This window comes from Eubacterium callanderi, from assembly GCF_900142645.1.
Lineage (GTDB): Bacteria > Bacillota > Clostridia > Eubacteriales > Eubacteriaceae > Eubacterium > Eubacterium callanderi.
Map to the genome: position 1 here is coordinate 70,990 of NZ_FRBP01000002.1, position 14,741 is coordinate 85,730.

Consider the following 14,741-nt stretch of genomic DNA (forward strand, 5'->3'; position numbering starts at 1 on the left):
AAAAAAACACACCTTTCTATTGACAATATATCGCACAAGTTATATCATTATATCACACATATTGTGCGATATAATATTCACTTTGTATTATTATATAATCTAAAAGCACTTTTGTAAAGGAAAGAGGTGTGCGATTTGTTCCATTTATACGATTTTCTGCTTTACTGCTTCATCACTGCCTACACGCCGGGGGCCAACAACCTGCTCTCCATGAGCAACGCCGCCCGGCTGGGCTTTAGACGCAGCGTCCGCTTTAACCTGGGTATCCTGGCCGGGTTCACGGTCATTATGACGCTCTGTACGGTTTTCAGCGCAGCGCTCTACACCCTCCTGCCCAGGGTAAAGCTTGTCATGCAGGTTCTCGGCGGCGCCTATATGCTGTATCTTGCCTGGAAGGTCTGGAAAAGCGCGGCGGATTTAAAGGCCGAAGGCGGCAGAGAGGCCTGTTTTCTGTCGGGCATGCTCCTGCAGTTCGCCAATCCCAAGATTTATATCTACGCCATTACTGCCATGTCTTTGTATATTCTGCCGGTTTACCAGTCTCCCTGGGCCCTGGCCGGGTTCACGGCGCTTCTGGCCCTCATCGGCGCGTCCGGCTCCTTTGTCTGGGCCCTATTCGGCGCGGCTTTCTGCCATTTTTTCGCAAGGCATACCAAAGCGGTAAGCCTGGTCATGGCCCTTTTACTGGTTTACTGCGCAGTGTCGCTTTTCCTGTAAAATCAGTCTCCAAGAGCCTTGGGACAGCGATAGCGCGGCTGTCCCTGGCTGTGCTTCCCGTACTCGATGGCCTCCCTGGGGCAGCGGCAGATGCAGGCCATACAGTGGGTGCACTGCTTCCCCCAGTGTGGCCTTCCGTTCTCCAGGCGGATATTGGAAAGGGGGCATACCGCCTCGCATTTTCCGCAGGAAATACAGGCGTCCGTGGCCCGGAACTTGCCGGCACGCACCACTGCCGGGTAAAAGATATCATTGACCAGACCGCTCTGGATTTTATCCTTAAAAGCGACGGCCTGCCCGGGCAGGGGCTGTCCCTCCCCGATGCGCCGGGCAATACCGCTGATGGCCGGCTCGGCCCGGCCGATGATTTCCAGGGCCTCCTCCCTGCCGGGCGCGTCGTAAAGGGCAATGTAGTTTTCCGGCATCTTGACCCCTGCGCAGCCGCGAAAGCGCAGGCCTCTGGCTTCGCTCAGCCTTTTCAGATAAGCACCGGCGTTGCCGATGCTGCCGCCGCAGGTCAGCACAAAATAAATGTCCCGGGCGCCCTCGAAGGCTGTTTTCATGAGCCAGTCACGCACCACCCGGGGAATCCGCCACGCGTAGGTGGGCGCGACCACCACCCAGGGTCTTTCTGAGGACAGGGCGCTGTGGTCCTGATTCCTTATTTTATCAAAAAGGTTCAGGGTCTCGTCCTGGATTTCCTGTCCGATCCTTTTGGCTGTGTAGGCACTGTTTCCGGTGCCTGAAAAGTATAAAATCATCTTAAACCGCTCCTTTCAAAGGCCTGGGCGCCCGTTTCCGCCGATGTGCACCACGCCGTCGTAAATCTTGTTTACCAGCTCTGCCAGGGCTTTCCACTGGGTTTCATCCGCGCTGATATAATAGTAGTTCCGGGTTCCCTCCCGCCGCATGTTCACAATGCCCGCCTCCTTTAAAATCTGGAGATGGTGGGAAACCGAGGGCCTTGTCAGGTGGGTTTTTTCGGCTATCTCACCCACCCGGATACCGGACAGGTCGCTCTGCAGCAGCACCAGCAGGATGAGCTGCCTGGTCTCATCGCCGATGGCTGTAAAGGCATTCCGGCAGGCCTCAAAGCCCTGGGTGATCTCAGCGATCCGCTCCTCACATGTTTTTTCCATAGGGCTCACTCCTATAAATACCGGACATCCAGGGCCTCACGCTGGGCTGACCGCTGGTACTTCACCGCCGGGTAGCCCAGCACCAGTATGGTGACAGCCTTTTTGCCCCTGGGGATGCCAAGGGTTTTCCTGATCCCGCGCGACGCGCCCGCGGCTGTGGTAAAAAAGCCGCTGAACAGCACGCCCAGCCCGTTGGCCTCTGCCACAAACTCCATGTTCTGAGCCGCCAGCGCCCCGTCGATCGGGGCCTTTGCGGCAATGACAATGACGATGGGCGCGTGAAAAAAGAAAAAGTGATCGCCGATCTGGCTGCGCCGCGCCAGAGGGCTGAAAAGCCCGGCCAGAGGCTTGAGCCTGCGGAACAGCCTGACCGCCATCTGCTCGATTTTTTCCTTTTCCCTGTCCAGCACAATAAAGGAAACATCCTGCATATTCTTCGCGGTATGGGTTATTCTTCCTGCTTCCAGCACCTGCGCGAGCACAGCCTCGGGGATTTCCCGGTCCTGGAACTGCCGGATGGTACGGCGGCGGCGGATTACCCCCAGCACCGCCTCGGGCTCCAGACGTCCGCCCCTGTCCGGGACCGGTGCCTCCTCATAACCGCTGATGGCCACCGCCGCCTTTGGGCAGACTGCCACGCAGTGCCCGCAGAGGATACAATCCTGGGCCCTTACACGGGCCTTTCCGTCCTCCAGCGCGATGTTGTGGGCCACGCAGTCCTTTTCGCACAGGCCGCAGCCGATACATTTTTTCCTGTCAATTTTAATGTGATGTTGATTGATGACTTCCACCTTCTTTCGTTAACATTCTTTAACCATTATAGCAGATCGAATAAATTGTGCCACATTGGTAAAGAAAGTCGTTACCATTAAAAATGTTCCTTAAGCGCTGCGATCCAGCCCTCGATGGCCTCGGCCAGCATAAACTGCTGCCGCAGCACAGCCTTGCCGGTTTCGGGGATCTCCGGCAGGTTTTCCTTCATCGCCATATTTTCTTCCAGATCGCCCTTGAGGTTTTTTACGTTCGCCTCAATGTTGTCCAGGCACTGCTTCTGGTCCGCGGGCGTAAGGCTGTCCAGATTGACGATGACCGCGTTAAAATCCAGAAAAATATTGATGGGTTTACAGGCGATTTCCGACATCAGCTTCTCAAATTCCCTTTCACCCGCGCTGGTCAGGGAATAGACGGCCTTCTCCGCCATTTTTCCCTCCCTCACAACATTGCTTTTAATATACCCCTTTTCTTCAAGCTTTATGACCTTTTTATAGATGGAGGGCGTGCTGATTTTTACCCATCTGGATATGTTTTGGTATTCTACCTGCTTTTGGATATCATAAGCGCTCAGGGCTTCCTTTCTGAGCATGCCGAGTACAATCAGATCAATGGTTGCCATAATAACCTCCTCTTTCTTCTTGACAGATACTATAATTTATAGTATTATGGGTTCCTCAATTATTTTGCTGTAATTTATAGTACTATATTTTACAATCCATGTCAAGTAAAAGGAGATTTTATCATGAAAGAACACCACTCTAAAATGGCGCTGCTCGGGAGCGCTCCCATTCCCAGGGCTCTTTTGGCCCTGGGGCTCCCAACCATGATGGGCATGCTCATCAACGCCCTGTATAACCTGGCCGACACTTATTTTGTCGGCGGCCTCGGGACCAATGCCATGGGCGCGGTCACCGTGGCCTTTCCCCTCGGCCAGATCGTCGTGGGCCTCGGCCTGCTTTTTGGAAACGGCGCCGCCGCTTACCTCTCAAGGCTGCTGGGCCGGGGCGATGGTGAGACCGCCAATAAGGTGGCCAGCACCGCCCTTTACAGCAGTATTCTGACCGGGACCCTCGTCATTCTCGGCTCGGTCCTTTTTCTGGAGCCCATTTTAAAACAGCTCGGCGCCCTCGAGAGCGTTATGCCCGACGCCCTTGCCTACACCCGTATTTACATCCTGTTTTCAATCTTCAATGTGTTTAACGTCACCATGAACAACCTTGTGTCCAGCGAGGGAGCGGCCAAAACCGCCATGTGCGCGCTCATGGCCGGCGCTGTCCTGAACGTGGCGCTGGACCCTGTTTTCATCTATACCCTCGGCTTCGGCGCTGCCGGCGCGGCCATCGCCACCGCCCTTTCCCAGATGGTCTCTACTCTGGTCTATCTTGGCTATATTCTCAGAAAAAAAAGCGTGTTCAGCTTCAGTCCCAGGGAGTGCTGCTTTTCCCGGGAGATCCTGTCTGAGATTCTGAAAATCGGGATTCCCACACTGGTTTTCCAGCTGCTGATCAGCCTCTCCATCGGCATGATCAACGACGCCGCCAAGGATTACGGCGCCTCTGCCCTGGCTGCCATGGGGCCGCTCACCAAGATCATGTCCATGGGCTCGCTGGTGGTGTTTGGGTTTTTGAAGGGCTTCCAGCCCATTGCCGGATTCAGCTACGGAGCCGGAAAATGGGGTCGGCTTCACGAAGCCATCAAAACCGCCATTCTGTGGTCAACCCTTTTTTGCGCGGCCTTTGGCCTGACAGTGGCTTTCTTCTCCCCACAGCTAATGTCCCTGTTTACCAGGGAGGATATGGAAATGATCCGGATTGGTTCGGCCGCGCTCCGGGCAAACGGCCTGTCTTTCACGCTCTTTGGCTTTTATACGGTCTACTCATTTCTGTTTCTGGTCATGGGCAGGGCAAGGGAGGGCTGTATCCTGGGCGCCTGCCGGCAGGGGCTCTGCTTTGTCCCGGTCATTCTGATTCTCCCGGTTTTTTGGGGCCTGAACGGTATCCTGTACGCCCAGCCCGTGGCGGACGTGCTCTCCGCCCTTGTGACGGTGTTCATGGCCGCGCGGCTTCACAGGGAACTGGCTTTGGGTCGGGAATAGGTTTGTTTGAATATAAAAAAGCACGGCACAAAATGGTGCCGTGTCCGTCTGAGCTCAATTCCATATATCTTCCAGGTTTCTTTTTTCATATACGGTTCGCAAAACGTAAACCTGCTGCTCTGATTCCAGAATGATAAAAAACGTGAGAAAATGACCTGTTTTAAAAAATCTTATGCCTCGGGCGGCCCAGGGCTCTTTCCTGTAAATGGAGTGCCGGGCAGGCATTTGCCCCAGCTTTAAAATTTCTGACATTAATCTTTTTTTAAAAGTTTTTGCAGCACCTGGTTCGAAAAGTTCTGTAGTAATATACCGCCATATCCTTTCAATATCCTTTTGTGCCGCGCCAGTAACAATCACCTCATAGCTTTTCATTCACCATATTTCTCCTGCATCTCTGCAAAAAATTCTTTTGCCGGGCGTCCTTTTCTTTTTAAGAAGTCTTCATAGCCCTCCTCGATCAGGCTGTCAAGGTGATCCGGCGTCTTTTTTATTTTGAAGGTCACACTTCCGTCACGTACAGCCTGCCGTACCAGAGCGTTAATCGCCGCATTGGTGGTAAGCCCCAGCTCAGAAAAAAGCGCGTCTGCCTCCTCCTTCAGCTTTTTATCCATTCGGACCGTTACATTGGTGGTATCCATTATTCTGTCCTCCTCATTATCAATTGCACATAATTTGCACTTCTATTGTACACCATTTCAAGGATAAAAGCAAAAAAAGACCGGCACAAAATTGTGCCGATCTCAGACTTCAGACAGAGCTGAAGGTTTGAGGCAAAATCAAATCGCCTCCTGCCTACTGTTCCTGCACGATCCGGACATCGTAGCGGATAATGCCCTGATAGCTGCCGGCTACTGCGTTTGCAAAGGCGTGGCGGGCAAAAGAGACGCTGACCGGAACTGGGGTATCCAGATAGAGCGGCGTTTCGTTTTCCCTTGCGCCGCCGGGCTGTCCAATAAAGGGCGAAGCCTCTACCCAGTTGCCGGGGCTCACAGCGCTGTCAAGACGGATGCCGCCGGGCAGGGCAAGGCGCAGGCTGCGGCTTCCGTACAGGTGCATCTCGGTCAGACGCACCTCGCCCACAGCGTATTCGCGGCCTCCCACTCCAGGTGTGATGGTGAGGGCACCGGGGATCACGACCACAAATCCCTCATCGATGTTCATATCAACCTCTACCGTTCCCTCGGCCCCGCCGGCGCCAGGGCCGGGTGTGATTTCCTGTTCAGCCGCGAGAGCCGGCTGTACACTCAGCAGGAACAGGACCAGCAGGAACAGTGTTAATCTCTTTTTCATAATGTTTTCTCCCACGCGGCACATGCCGCGGCTTTATGCTTAGCTGATGCCGCCTTTATTGACGACCCTTGCGATAAATTTAAGATTTCCGACTAAAGTCATGGATCCTTTTACCGGCAGCTTTTCCGGATTTGCCAGAACTACCTTTCCCGCAGCTTTTGATTCTTCTTCATTGAAGGGATATAAAAAGCTGGCAAACTCCTCATGCGGCTTTACTTCTGTAAAGTTACCGGCGGGTTCTTCTTTATACAGATTATAGGCAAGCTCGTACGTTTGCCCGCCTCCGTCACCTTCAAGCCAAAATTCATCATCGTCTGGGCCGCCGCTTCCGGTAACGGTTACGGCTATGCGGTATAAACCGGATTCAAAAGTCTTGCAGTTTTTAATGCTTATCTCAAAGGGGATCGTCCTTCCGTCCTCATCGTACTGGTAGATCATCCCATTATTGCCGGCCTTGATGTAAGGAGGTATGACCAGTGAATAGCTTGGCGACGCGTTAAGGGTAACGCTGACCTGCGCATCCCCTTCGGCACTGCCGTCGGTATTGGAGGGGTACTCCTTCGGCGGGGGAATCGGCGTGGGGGTTACCAATGGAAGATCCCCGCCCCCGGCAAAAACCGGCTGGGCGGAAAACAGCAGGCACAGGGCCAGCAGCAGGGACAGAATGCAGTATTTTTTCTTTTTCATAAAATTGCCTCCTTATGGGGTTGTCTTATCCGGGGGAACCAGTGCCGCCGAAAATACCAGGTTTCCCTGATATTGCCCGGCATTGGCGCTGTCTTCCGGCGCGTTCAGCGTGACGGTGCCTGTCTGGGGTGTATTATTTGCCTTAAAGGCAGCAAACTCGCGGTTGGCGGGGATGTCTGCGTCCCCGTTTTTAACGGTGTAGGCGATTGTGGGGCCGCCGGTTCCCTTTTCCAGCGTATAGGCGCCGCCCGATCCGCTGCCGCTTGTCTTAACAGCCACCGAGTAGCCCAGCCTCTGGGCTTCCTCCTCCATGCCGCGGATAGAGACTTCAAAATCCTTTGTGTAGCGCTGCTGCTTTGCCCAGAAGGCATCGCCAAAAGTTAAGCTTTTCGGGATAACCAGCGTATAAGCCGGAAGCTTAAAGGTAACCTTGATCTCGCTCCCTCCGCTGGCCTCACCCTTTTCATCTGACTGAACGGTTGTCTCGGGAAGAGGCTCTCCCTGGGCCAAAGCCGGCTGAGCCAGCAGCAGGAAACCGAGCGCCAGAACAAGCGCGCTTATTTTCTTTTTCATGATTTACTCCTTTTGTGCTTTGTTTTTATCACCCTGAACGGATGCGTTACTCTTTTCGGCTTCTTTTTCTGTAAAGGGCCGCAGCGCCCAATACGCCGATGGCCGCTGTGCCAGCCGCCAGGAAACCGGCCTCCCGGGCGTTGAGAACACCGCCGGTTCGCGGATTATCCTCAGCCGGCATCTCCCGGTCCGCGTCGATGAGCTCCTGGGAAACGCTGACGGTCAGGTCGCTGCCATAGGTCTGTCCCTCCTGCGCCAGCGCCGGGGCGCACCAGAGCAGGGTCAGCAGCGCAAGGGACAGGGTTATTATGAAACGCCTCATCACGGCACCTCCACAACTTCAAATTTCAGATACAGGGTATCACCCTTGGCCGGGTTTTTAGGGCTGTATTTTCCAGCGCTTGCCTGCCGGGCCTCGTCAAAACCAAAGCTTGCGTACAGATTGTACCGGTCGCCCTGGCGGAGCAGGGCCTCGCTGGTTTTTGGCCCGTCCTTTTGCTGCCAGGGTGTCATATAAGCCGAATAGGCCAGCTCTCCCCGGCCAGGCTGGCCAGGACTGAGGGACAGCCTCAGGGCGCGGTCGGGAATGCTCACCCGCAGCGCCTTCCCCTCGGGCATGGTTACCTGCGGGGCGTATACGGCGCCCAGCGAATAGTCGGTACTCCGGTCATAGCTCAGGCTCACACTTTTGGGCATGACCACCACATAATCCGGTTTTACCAGAAAACGGATGGACATGGGGGTTTCGCCTCCCTGTTCTCCAGCCGCGAGGGCATTCCCTCCCATGGACAGCAGCAGAACCGCTGTGGCTGCAGCAGCTGTTAATCGCTTAAATTTCATCAAGCCACTCCTTTTCTATCATCGTTTTACTGAACAGTCAGCTCGGTCTGGATCGACGCGCCGTTCATGGGGCTGTTATCCGTCAGGCTCCGGGTGTTGTAGACAATCACGGCGCTGTAGACGCCGGGGTCTGGTATGGTGCCAAGCTTTGGGTTCTCGATCCCTGTGCCGGGCTCAAGCAAACCGGATTTGTAGATGGTCTCGCCGGTATCCTGAAGCACCAGGTCGATCTGAAAATAGCAGGGGTTCCCCTCTGGATTCTGAAACATCACACTCACAACGCCTGTGGCACTGTCGGCAGCGAGCTGTGGATAGCCGGGAATCTGGATTCCGTCCGGCGCCTGCTGGCCTGTGGGCGTGGGCGCCAGGGAAACCACGCTCCGCTCCAGCTCCGGCGCCGCTGGCCGGGTAGAATACCAGGCGATAAAGCCAACAGCCGCCAGCAGCAGCACCGCCAGGATACCGATGATGATGTTTTTAATTTTGGAATGTTCCATAATGCCTCCTCCTGTCGCAATACCTTATAAATAAAACAGGAAGCCGCGCAATTGTCAGCTTCCTGTTTTTTCGGGGCTGCCTGCCCCTGCCTCTATTATACAACGATCCTCTTCCAAAAAGTAGAAAGGTTACGAATTTGTAACCTATGGGATTGTTTTTTATGATTCTTTCTCAAAGCAATAGCCCGATCCCCGGCCAGAGGTAATGGTATAGCCACTGCCCGCCAGCTTTCTGCGCAGACGGGAAACCGCTGTCCTGACTGCCCCCGCATTGCCGGCGGCCGGGAGTTTCCAGACAGCTTCGTAGAGCTGCTCGGCGGATATGCCTCTGCCCTCATTTTGGATCAGGAACAAAAGAATGGCATACTCCCTTGGCTGCAGCAGCATATCCCGGTCAAACAGAAAACCTCTCTGGGCGACGGTATCCATCACAAGAGGTCCCCGCGCCACCTCGGCTGGCGGACACATCGCCTCCCTCCGTCGGAGCAGGCCCACGATCCGGGCCAGCAGCTCCTCGATGCGGTAGGGCTTTGTCATGTAGTCGTCCGCCCCGCCCGTCAGACCGTTCACAATATCCTCATAATCCCTCCGACTGCTCAGCAAAAGCACAGGCGCTTGGGTGGACTGGCGCAGCTCACTGATAAACGCGAGCCCGTTGCCGTCTGGCAGCAGGATATCCAGCACCACCAGGCTGATGCCGGGCTTGCCTGCCAGAATCCGGCGTGTTTCCGCAAGGCTCTTTGCGGTCAGCACCCTGTAACCAGCGCGCTCCAGCACCGAGCAGTTGAGTGCCCGCACGTGTTCATTATCCTCGACCATCAGTATCACAGGCGTTTTCTTTTCATTCATCCTGCCCTCCCCCTTTCGCTGCCGGTATGGTAAAACGGACGATGGTTCCATTGCCCGGCTCACTTTCAACGCTGATTTTTCCTCCGTGGGCATTTATGATCTGCTTTGCAATATACATCCCCAGGCCGCTGCAGTCCGGGGTGCGCCTTACGCTGTGCCGTGTGAACAGCCTGGGCATCAGCTCCGGCGGAATCCCCTCGCCATTATCCGCAACGGCTACGGCCAACATTGTGTCCTCGAGCTCTGCCTCAAGCGTAATCTGCCCCTCTTCGGTGTGCTTTACACTGTTGGAAATAAGATTGAGCACGACCTGCAGCAGGCGTTCCCGGTCGCCGTACACAGGCGGCAGACCAGCAGCTGCCTTTACTTCAATGGTGTTGTGCCGTCCGGTGTCGATCAACGGAAAATATGTTTTGGCGGCGGTTTCCAGCAGGCTCGGCAGATCCATGGGCTGGCGCATCAGGGCAAAGCTGCCGTTCTCGATGGCGGCAGCGTCCAGAAGCTGAGTTACCAGCCGCTCCATGCGTCCGGCCTCACTGTCCACCCTGCGCATGTTCTCCCGGACAGCGTCCCGGTCAATCGCCGCGTCCCCCATCATGGCTCCAGTGAGCTGGGCAAATCCAGAGACAACGGTAATGGGCAGCTGCAGCTCATGGGACAGGCTGTGGAGAAATTTCTCCTTCATATCGGCTACCTCCTGTACCCGTGCCAGGGCGCTCTCCTTCCTGGCCTGCTCGCGGACATGCCCCAGACAGATGACCAGAATCGCACAGGTGATCACACTGACCAGCCCCAGCAGCGAACGGATCGCCACATAGCTGATCTGATCTGCGCCCAGCATCCCCGGTGTAGCGACGGATACAAGGATGGCAGACAGCAGAGGCGGCACCCATATGATGTTCCAGATTCTCGTGTTGTCCAGATCCATGACTGGCTCCAGCATCCTGCGGAAAAAGTAAAAAATCACCGGGTAAGTCAGCAGGTCAAACAGCAGGGTAAAAAGAATCATGGTCAGAAACCCGCCGCCAAGGCGCACCATGGCAAACTGGGCGATGCCGATATTCACTGCCATGAGCGTGTAGGAGATCAGATAGACAAAAAAGTGCCGTACAAACCGGTCCTTTATCACAAAGCAGGACATAATAAAGAAAAGGACAAAGGTGATATTGCGGTAAATGTCCGCGGAGTGTTCTTCTGAATAGCCAAAAACCAGAAGACCTGCCACCACTCCGGCCCAGACAGCCGCAACCGTCAGCCCCAATGCCCAGACTGGTATCCTCAGTTTTTTACGGAAAGGGTAATACCGCATAAACAGCGGCCCCAGAAAGGTGATAAAACTTGCCAGCAATTCCATCCACATAGCGCTCTCCTCCTTACTTTTATTATACTCGATCTGAGCAAGCTTTAAAAGCAAAAAAAGATCGGCGCAATTTTGCGCCGATCTCTGGCTGATCTAATCCTCCAGCACCTCGATGGTGTCTCCGGGCTTTACCACGCCGCCTTTCAGGATAATGGTAAAAATCCCCTCTCTGGGCATGACACAGTCGCCTACTTTTTTAGCGATCTCGCAGCCCTTGTGGCACTGCTTGCCAATCTGGGTGACCTCCTGCAGGGTCTCGCCGATTTTCAGGCGGGTGCCCACAGGCAGCTCATAAACGGTGATGCCCTCCGTGGTGATGTTTTCAGCGAAATTGCCGGGCTCAAGCTCGCCGGCGCCCAGGGCCACCATTTTGTCAATGCTCTCCTGCCCCAGCAGGCTGACCTGGCGGTGCCAGTCGCCGCCGTGGGCGTCGCCCTCCAGTCCAAACTTTTCAATAAACACGCCTTCACCGATGGGGGTTTTCATCACGCCCTTTTTTTCGCTCCGGTTAATGGCAATGACCTTTCCTTTCATTTCTTTTCCTCCTTCCGCTCAAAGGTGCCGGAGTGGCCTCCGGTTTTCTTAATGAGCCTGATGTCACCGATGACCATTTCGCGGTCCACAGCCTTGCACATATCGTAGATGGTCAGCGCCGCCACCGAAACGGCCGTAAGCGCTTCGATCTCAATACCGGTTTTGCCTGTGGTCCTGAGCTCGGCCTCGATGTGGATACAGCAGTTTTCCACATCGGGCTCAAAACGCAGGTCACTGCCGGTGATGAGGATGTTATGGCACATGGGGATCAGCTCTGAGGTGCGCTTGCACCCCATAATGCCCCCGATCTGGGCCACGGACAGCACATCCCCCTTTTTCATCTGGTTGCTCAGGATCTTCTCAAGGGTTTGGGGCTTCATGTAAATGGCACCCCGGGCCAGGGCCATGCGCGCAGTGTCCTTTTTGTGGGTGACGTCCACCATGCGGCCCCGGCCTTCTTCGTTAAAATGGGTAAATTCATCTGAGATGGCCATATTATCCTCCTATTTCGTTCATATTGCGTTTTTTAATGGTTTCATGCTCGTCGATATGGTGGCGTTCCGGCTTGGCCGAAACTGCCATTTCAAGAATTTCTCTGTAGCTCCTGCCTGCCCTGCGCAGCGCCTTCACGTCCAGCTCCTCATCGGAGTGGAGGCAGGGCTTGAGCTTGCCGTCAGCCGTGAGCCGGATGCGATTGCAGTCCGAGCAGAACCGGTGGCTGATGGGGTTGATGAGCCCCACCTTCCCCAGGGCACCGGGCAGGGTGCAGAGCCTGGCCGGCGCGCCGGGCGGGGACGCCGCGGGCACCAGCTCCGGCACCCGCGCAAGCACTGCCTCGCCGGGCATGTACTGGCCGAAAGCGTACTCGGCCCCATCGCCCAGGGGCATGAGCTCGATGAAACGCACCTCCACCGGGCGGGTTTTGGTGTAGTGGACAAAGGCCTCGATCTCATCGTCGTTAAAGCCTTTTATCAAAACCGTGTTGATCTTCAGCGGCGTGAGCCCGGCTGCCACGGCTGCGTCGATGCCTGCCAGAGCGTCCTCAAGCCTTCCGCACCGGGTGATGCGGGCGTACTTTTCCGGATCAAAGGTGTCCAGGCTGATGTTGACCCGCCTGAGCCCCGCGGCCTTGAGATCCGCAGCCATTTCAGGCAGCAGAATGCCGTTGGTGGTCATGGCAAAATCCCGGATGCCGGGGATGGCCCCGAGCTTTTTCACCAAATCCAGCACCCCGGCACGCACCAGGGGCTCTCCCCCGGTCAGGCGGATCTTGTCAATGCCCATGTCCGCCCCCGCACGCACCAGTGCCTCGATCTCCTCAAAGGAAAGGTTGGTGGCATGCCGGCGCTTGGGCACGCCCTCCTCGGGCATGCAGTACACACAGCGCAGGTTACACAGGTCGGTGATGGAGATCCTCAGATAATTGACTTTTCTTCCAAAGTGGTCTCTCAAATCAGCACCACTTTTCCGGGCGCATCAAACCCATAGCCTCCCAGCTCTGTGAGGGCCTCCCTCAGCTCGCTGCCCCGCAGGGCTTCTAAAAAGGCCTGAACCTTTTCATCCTCCAGGTTTTCCTGAGCCACGATAAAGTCGTACTCCTCATCGCCAACCGGGATAAAGTCCAGCCCCATCATATTGGCGGCGGACAGCACGCCCATGCCCACGTCGCAGGAGCCGGACTGCACCGCAGAAGCCACCATCATGTGGGTGTTGAGCTCCCGGTCGTAACCCACGATCTGGGAGGGGTCGATACCCTTTTTCTTTAGGAGATAGTCGAACAGCACCCGGGTGCCGGCCCCGCGCTGGCGGTTGACAAAGGTCACGCCGTCTCTCGTCAGATCCTCAATGCTTTTAATATTTTTGGGGTTTCCCTTTGGGATCATAAAGCCCTGAACCCGCTTCACACCCTTGATAAGGGCGGCCTTCCCCCCGCCCAGATATTTTCTTATAACGGGGATATTGTAGACGCCGGTTTCCTCATCCAGCAGATGGGTGGGGGTCAGGTGGCACTCGCCCTTTTTAAAGGCCATGATGCCGCCCAGGCTCCCCACATGGGCGGAGGACAGGTTCACCAGCTTTTTGTTTTTATGGAGGATATTGGCCATGATGTCAATCATGACATCGTGGCTGCCGATGGTGACCAGTGTATTTTCGATCTCCTCCACCGGGCGCAGCAGCTCGATGTCGACCTCCTGGCCGGCCTCATAGCCCTCGATATTTTTAGGCACCCGCAGGATACCGTCGGCGTTGACCAGGGACATGGTCACGCCAGCGCCGCGGTCAAGGGGCGTAGCCACAAAACGGCCACCCACCTTGCCGCACTTCATGCGGACAAATTCCAGGTATTTGAGGGTGGACATGAGCCGCTTGGACAGGGTGGCCTTAATGACCGGGCGGCTCACATTAAGCTGGTGGGTCATGCCCAAAATCACAGGCTTCACAAAGTTTTCAAACACAAAGTAAGCCGATACCGGGTAGCCTGGAATGCCGATGACAGGCTTGCCCTCGATGAAGCCCAGAATGGCGGGCTTGCCCGGCTTGATGGCCACACCGTGTATGGCGACCTCGCCCAGCTCCTCCACCAGAGCCCTGGTGTAATCCTCAGTGCCGGCTGAGGAGCCGGCTGAGATGAGCACCATGTCATTTTCAGCCACTGCCTTCTGGATGGCGGCCTTGATGACCGCATAATCATCGGGCACTGGCGCGTAGCGGGCAGGCTCGCCGCCGTATTCCTTAATCAGGGCCTCAAACATACGGGTGTTGGAGTCAATGATCTTCCCCTTTTCCATGGGCGATCCGGCCTCGACGATCTCGGTGCCCGTGGGGATAATGCCCGCCCGGGGCTTTTTCAGCACCGCCACCTCCAGGATTCCCCCGGCCAGCAGGGCGCCGATGTCCATGGCCCGCAGCTTATGAAAGGCTGGCACAATGAGCTCTCCGGCCACAATGTCCTCCCCGATGGGCCGCACATGCTGCCACAGCGCTACAGGCTTCGCGATGCGCACATGGGCATCGTCCACTGTCACCACGTCCTCGATCATCACCACTGCGTTGTAGGGTTCCTCAATCACATCGCCGGTGTCCACAAACTCAAAATCCTCGTGGAGGGTCAGCACCCTGGGGCTGCGCTCATCCACGCCCACGATCTCCAGCGCCTTGACACAGATACCATCCATGGCCGAGGCGTTGTAATAGGGCGAGGATATTTTCGCAAAGACCGGTTCTGCGGTTACTATGCCCAGACAGCCGGTTACCGGCACCGTTTCTTCTGCCGCGCGGGTTCTGCCCGCCTCGGTCATTTTTAAATATTTAGAGACAGCGTCGTCCAGATCCTCATTTTTGAGGTACAGGTTGCGCTCGCTGATATCCACTATTTTTGCCATTAC

At 55.7% G+C, this 14,741-nt stretch carries 20 protein-coding genes; 2 read left to right on the forward strand and 18 right to left on the reverse strand.

What is annotated here, in order from left to right; all coding sequences use genetic code 11:
* The first annotated feature begins 126 nt into the window (after positions 1-126).
* On the forward strand, positions 127-717 hold the full coding sequence (locus tag BUC22_RS02515; protein WP_337926988.1) for a LysE family transporter: 591 nt from the start codon (positions 127-129) through the stop codon (positions 715-717).
* Between the two features lie 2 nt (positions 718-719).
* Here BUC22_RS02515 and BUC22_RS02520 read toward each other — a convergent pair whose 3' ends face one another.
* From BUC22_RS02520 to BUC22_RS02535, 4 genes are all read right to left on the reverse strand, one after another.
* Positions 720-1,478 (reverse strand): EFR1 family ferrodoxin, encoded by a 759-nt coding sequence (locus BUC22_RS02520; RefSeq protein ID WP_073382286.1) that lies wholly within the window; start codon positions 1,476-1,478, stop codon positions 720-722.
* Positions 1,479-1,493: 15 nt separating this feature from the next.
* Complete coding sequence (locus tag BUC22_RS02525) at positions 1,494-1,856, reverse strand: ArsR/SmtB family transcription factor (protein WP_013379753.1); 363 nt, start codon at positions 1,854-1,856, stop codon at positions 1,494-1,496.
* An 11-nt stretch (positions 1,857-1,867) separates the two neighbouring features.
* On the reverse strand, positions 1,868-2,647 hold the full coding sequence (locus BUC22_RS02530; RefSeq protein WP_337926989.1) for a nitroreductase family protein: 780 nt from the start codon (positions 2,645-2,647) through the stop codon (positions 1,868-1,870).
* A gap of 77 nt (positions 2,648-2,724) precedes the next feature.
* Positions 2,725-3,249, reverse strand: a complete 525-nt coding sequence (locus BUC22_RS02535; RefSeq protein ID WP_073382289.1) for a PadR family transcriptional regulator — start codon at positions 3,247-3,249, stop codon at positions 2,725-2,727.
* Positions 3,250-3,372: 123 nt separating this feature from the next.
* Here BUC22_RS02535 and BUC22_RS02540 point away from each other — a divergent pair, with 123 nt between their 5' ends.
* Positions 3,373-4,725: an MATE family efflux transporter gene (locus BUC22_RS02540; RefSeq protein WP_073382291.1), complete on the forward strand. Its 1,353-nt coding sequence runs from the start codon at positions 3,373-3,375 to the stop codon at positions 4,723-4,725.
* A 54-nt stretch (positions 4,726-4,779) separates the two neighbouring features.
* On the opposite strand, the gene BUC22_RS22570 is transcribed toward BUC22_RS02540, so the two are convergent.
* The 14 genes from BUC22_RS22570 to BUC22_RS02610 form a co-directional block, all read right to left on the reverse strand.
* Positions 4,780-5,097 (reverse strand): type II toxin-antitoxin system RelE/ParE family toxin, encoded by a 318-nt coding sequence (locus BUC22_RS22570; protein ID WP_073382294.1) that lies wholly within the window; start codon positions 5,095-5,097, stop codon positions 4,780-4,782.
* On the reverse strand, positions 5,094-5,363 hold the full coding sequence (locus BUC22_RS02550; RefSeq protein ID WP_013379748.1) for a type II toxin-antitoxin system RelB/DinJ family antitoxin: 270 nt from the start codon (positions 5,361-5,363) through the stop codon (positions 5,094-5,096). The genes BUC22_RS22570 and BUC22_RS02550 overlap by 4 nt, the downstream gene beginning before the upstream one ends.
* Before the next feature lie 154 nt (positions 5,364-5,517).
* Positions 5,518-6,015, reverse strand: coding sequence for a chlorophyll a-b binding domain-containing protein (locus tag BUC22_RS02555; RefSeq protein WP_013379747.1), 498 nt, complete (start codon positions 6,013-6,015; stop codon positions 5,518-5,520).
* A gap of 39 nt (positions 6,016-6,054) precedes the next feature.
* Positions 6,055-6,702 (reverse strand): hypothetical protein, encoded by a 648-nt coding sequence (locus BUC22_RS02560; RefSeq protein ID WP_013379746.1) that lies wholly within the window; start codon positions 6,700-6,702, stop codon positions 6,055-6,057.
* 12 nt (positions 6,703-6,714) lie between these two features.
* A complete protein-coding gene (locus BUC22_RS02565) occupies positions 6,715-7,275 on the reverse strand; it encodes a hypothetical protein (protein WP_073382296.1) in 561 nt (186 codons plus the stop codon).
* 46 nt (positions 7,276-7,321) lie between these two features.
* Complete coding sequence (locus BUC22_RS02570) at positions 7,322-7,597, reverse strand: hypothetical protein (RefSeq protein WP_013379744.1); 276 nt, start codon at positions 7,595-7,597, stop codon at positions 7,322-7,324.
* Positions 7,597-8,115, reverse strand: coding sequence for a hypothetical protein (locus BUC22_RS02575; RefSeq protein ID WP_073382299.1), 519 nt, complete (start codon positions 8,113-8,115; stop codon positions 7,597-7,599). The genes BUC22_RS02570 and BUC22_RS02575 overlap by 1 nt, the downstream gene beginning before the upstream one ends.
* A 26-nt stretch (positions 8,116-8,141) precedes the next feature.
* Complete coding sequence (locus BUC22_RS02580) at positions 8,142-8,612, reverse strand: hypothetical protein (RefSeq protein ID WP_013379742.1); 471 nt, start codon at positions 8,610-8,612, stop codon at positions 8,142-8,144.
* 159 nt (positions 8,613-8,771) lie between these two features.
* Positions 8,772-9,461 carry a response regulator transcription factor gene (locus BUC22_RS02585; protein ID WP_013379741.1) on the reverse strand — a complete coding sequence of 230 codons (690 nt, stop codon included), beginning with the start codon at positions 9,459-9,461 and terminating at the stop codon, positions 8,772-8,774.
* Positions 9,454-10,821 (reverse strand): sensor histidine kinase, encoded by a 1,368-nt coding sequence (locus BUC22_RS02590; RefSeq protein ID WP_073382301.1) that lies wholly within the window; start codon positions 10,819-10,821, stop codon positions 9,454-9,456. Before BUC22_RS02590 ends, BUC22_RS02585 begins: the two co-directional genes overlap by 8 nt.
* Positions 10,822-10,914: 93 nt before the next feature.
* Positions 10,915-11,355 carry an MOSC domain-containing protein gene (locus BUC22_RS02595; protein ID WP_013379739.1) on the reverse strand — a complete coding sequence of 147 codons (441 nt, stop codon included), beginning with the start codon at positions 11,353-11,355 and terminating at the stop codon, positions 10,915-10,917.
* Positions 11,352-11,843: a cyclic pyranopterin monophosphate synthase MoaC gene (moaC, locus tag BUC22_RS02600; RefSeq protein ID WP_200805530.1), complete on the reverse strand. Its 492-nt coding sequence runs from the start codon at positions 11,841-11,843 to the stop codon at positions 11,352-11,354. The genes BUC22_RS02595 and moaC overlap by 4 nt, the downstream gene beginning before the upstream one ends.
* A 7-nt stretch (positions 11,844-11,850) precedes the next feature.
* Entirely contained in the window at positions 11,851-12,807 is a 957-nt protein-coding gene (gene moaA, locus BUC22_RS02605) for a GTP 3',8-cyclase MoaA (RefSeq protein WP_073382306.1), read from the reverse strand.
* Complete coding sequence (locus BUC22_RS02610) at positions 12,804-14,738, reverse strand: molybdopterin biosynthesis protein (RefSeq protein WP_013379736.1); 1,935 nt, start codon at positions 14,736-14,738, stop codon at positions 12,804-12,806. Before BUC22_RS02610 ends, moaA begins: the two co-directional genes overlap by 4 nt.
* Between the last annotated feature and the right edge of the window lie 3 nt (positions 14,739-14,741).

Bases quoted from the DNA above. Each gene is read 5' to 3' on its own strand.
- BUC22_RS02520 (WP_073382286.1), bottom strand. From the start codon at position 1,478: ATGATTTTATACTTTTCAGGCACCGGAAACAGTGCCTACACAGCCAAA.
- BUC22_RS02525 (WP_013379753.1), bottom strand. From the start codon at position 1,856: ATGGAAAAAACATGTGAGGAGCGGATCGCTGAGATCACCCAGGGCTTT.
- BUC22_RS02535 (WP_073382289.1), bottom strand. From the start codon at position 3,249: ATGGCAACCATTGATCTGATTGTACTCGGCATGCTCAGAAAGGAAGCC.
- BUC22_RS02540 (WP_073382291.1), top strand. From the start codon at position 3,373: ATGAAAGAACACCACTCTAAAATGGCGCTGCTCGGGAGCGCTCCCATT.
- BUC22_RS22570 (WP_073382294.1), bottom strand. From the start codon at position 5,097: ATGAAAAGCTATGAGGTGATTGTTACTGGCGCGGCACAAAAGGATATT.
- BUC22_RS02550 (WP_013379748.1), bottom strand. From the start codon at position 5,363: ATGGATACCACCAATGTAACGGTCCGAATGGATAAAAAGCTGAAGGAG.
- BUC22_RS02555 (WP_013379747.1), bottom strand. From the start codon at position 6,015: ATGAAAAAGAGATTAACACTGTTCCTGCTGGTCCTGTTCCTGCTGAGT.
- BUC22_RS02560 (WP_013379746.1), bottom strand. From the start codon at position 6,702: ATGAAAAAGAAAAAATACTGCATTCTGTCCCTGCTGCTGGCCCTGTGC.
- BUC22_RS02565 (WP_073382296.1), bottom strand. From the start codon at position 7,275: ATGAAAAAGAAAATAAGCGCGCTTGTTCTGGCGCTCGGTTTCCTGCTG.
- BUC22_RS02570 (WP_013379744.1), bottom strand. From the start codon at position 7,597: ATGAGGCGTTTCATAATAACCCTGTCCCTTGCGCTGCTGACCCTGCTC.
- BUC22_RS02575 (WP_073382299.1), bottom strand. From the start codon at position 8,115: ATGAAATTTAAGCGATTAACAGCTGCTGCAGCCACAGCGGTTCTGCTG.
- BUC22_RS02580 (WP_013379742.1), bottom strand. From the start codon at position 8,612: ATGGAACATTCCAAAATTAAAAACATCATCATCGGTATCCTGGCGGTG.
- BUC22_RS02585 (WP_013379741.1), bottom strand. From the start codon at position 9,461: ATGAATGAAAAGAAAACGCCTGTGATACTGATGGTCGAGGATAATGAA.
- BUC22_RS02590 (WP_073382301.1), bottom strand. From the start codon at position 10,821: ATGTGGATGGAATTGCTGGCAAGTTTTATCACCTTTCTGGGGCCGCTG.
- BUC22_RS02595 (WP_013379739.1), bottom strand. From the start codon at position 11,355: ATGAAAGGAAAGGTCATTGCCATTAACCGGAGCGAAAAAAAGGGCGTG.
- BUC22_RS02610 (WP_013379736.1), bottom strand. From the start codon at position 14,738: ATGGCAAAAATAGTGGATATCAGCGAGCGCAACCTGTACCTCAAAAAT.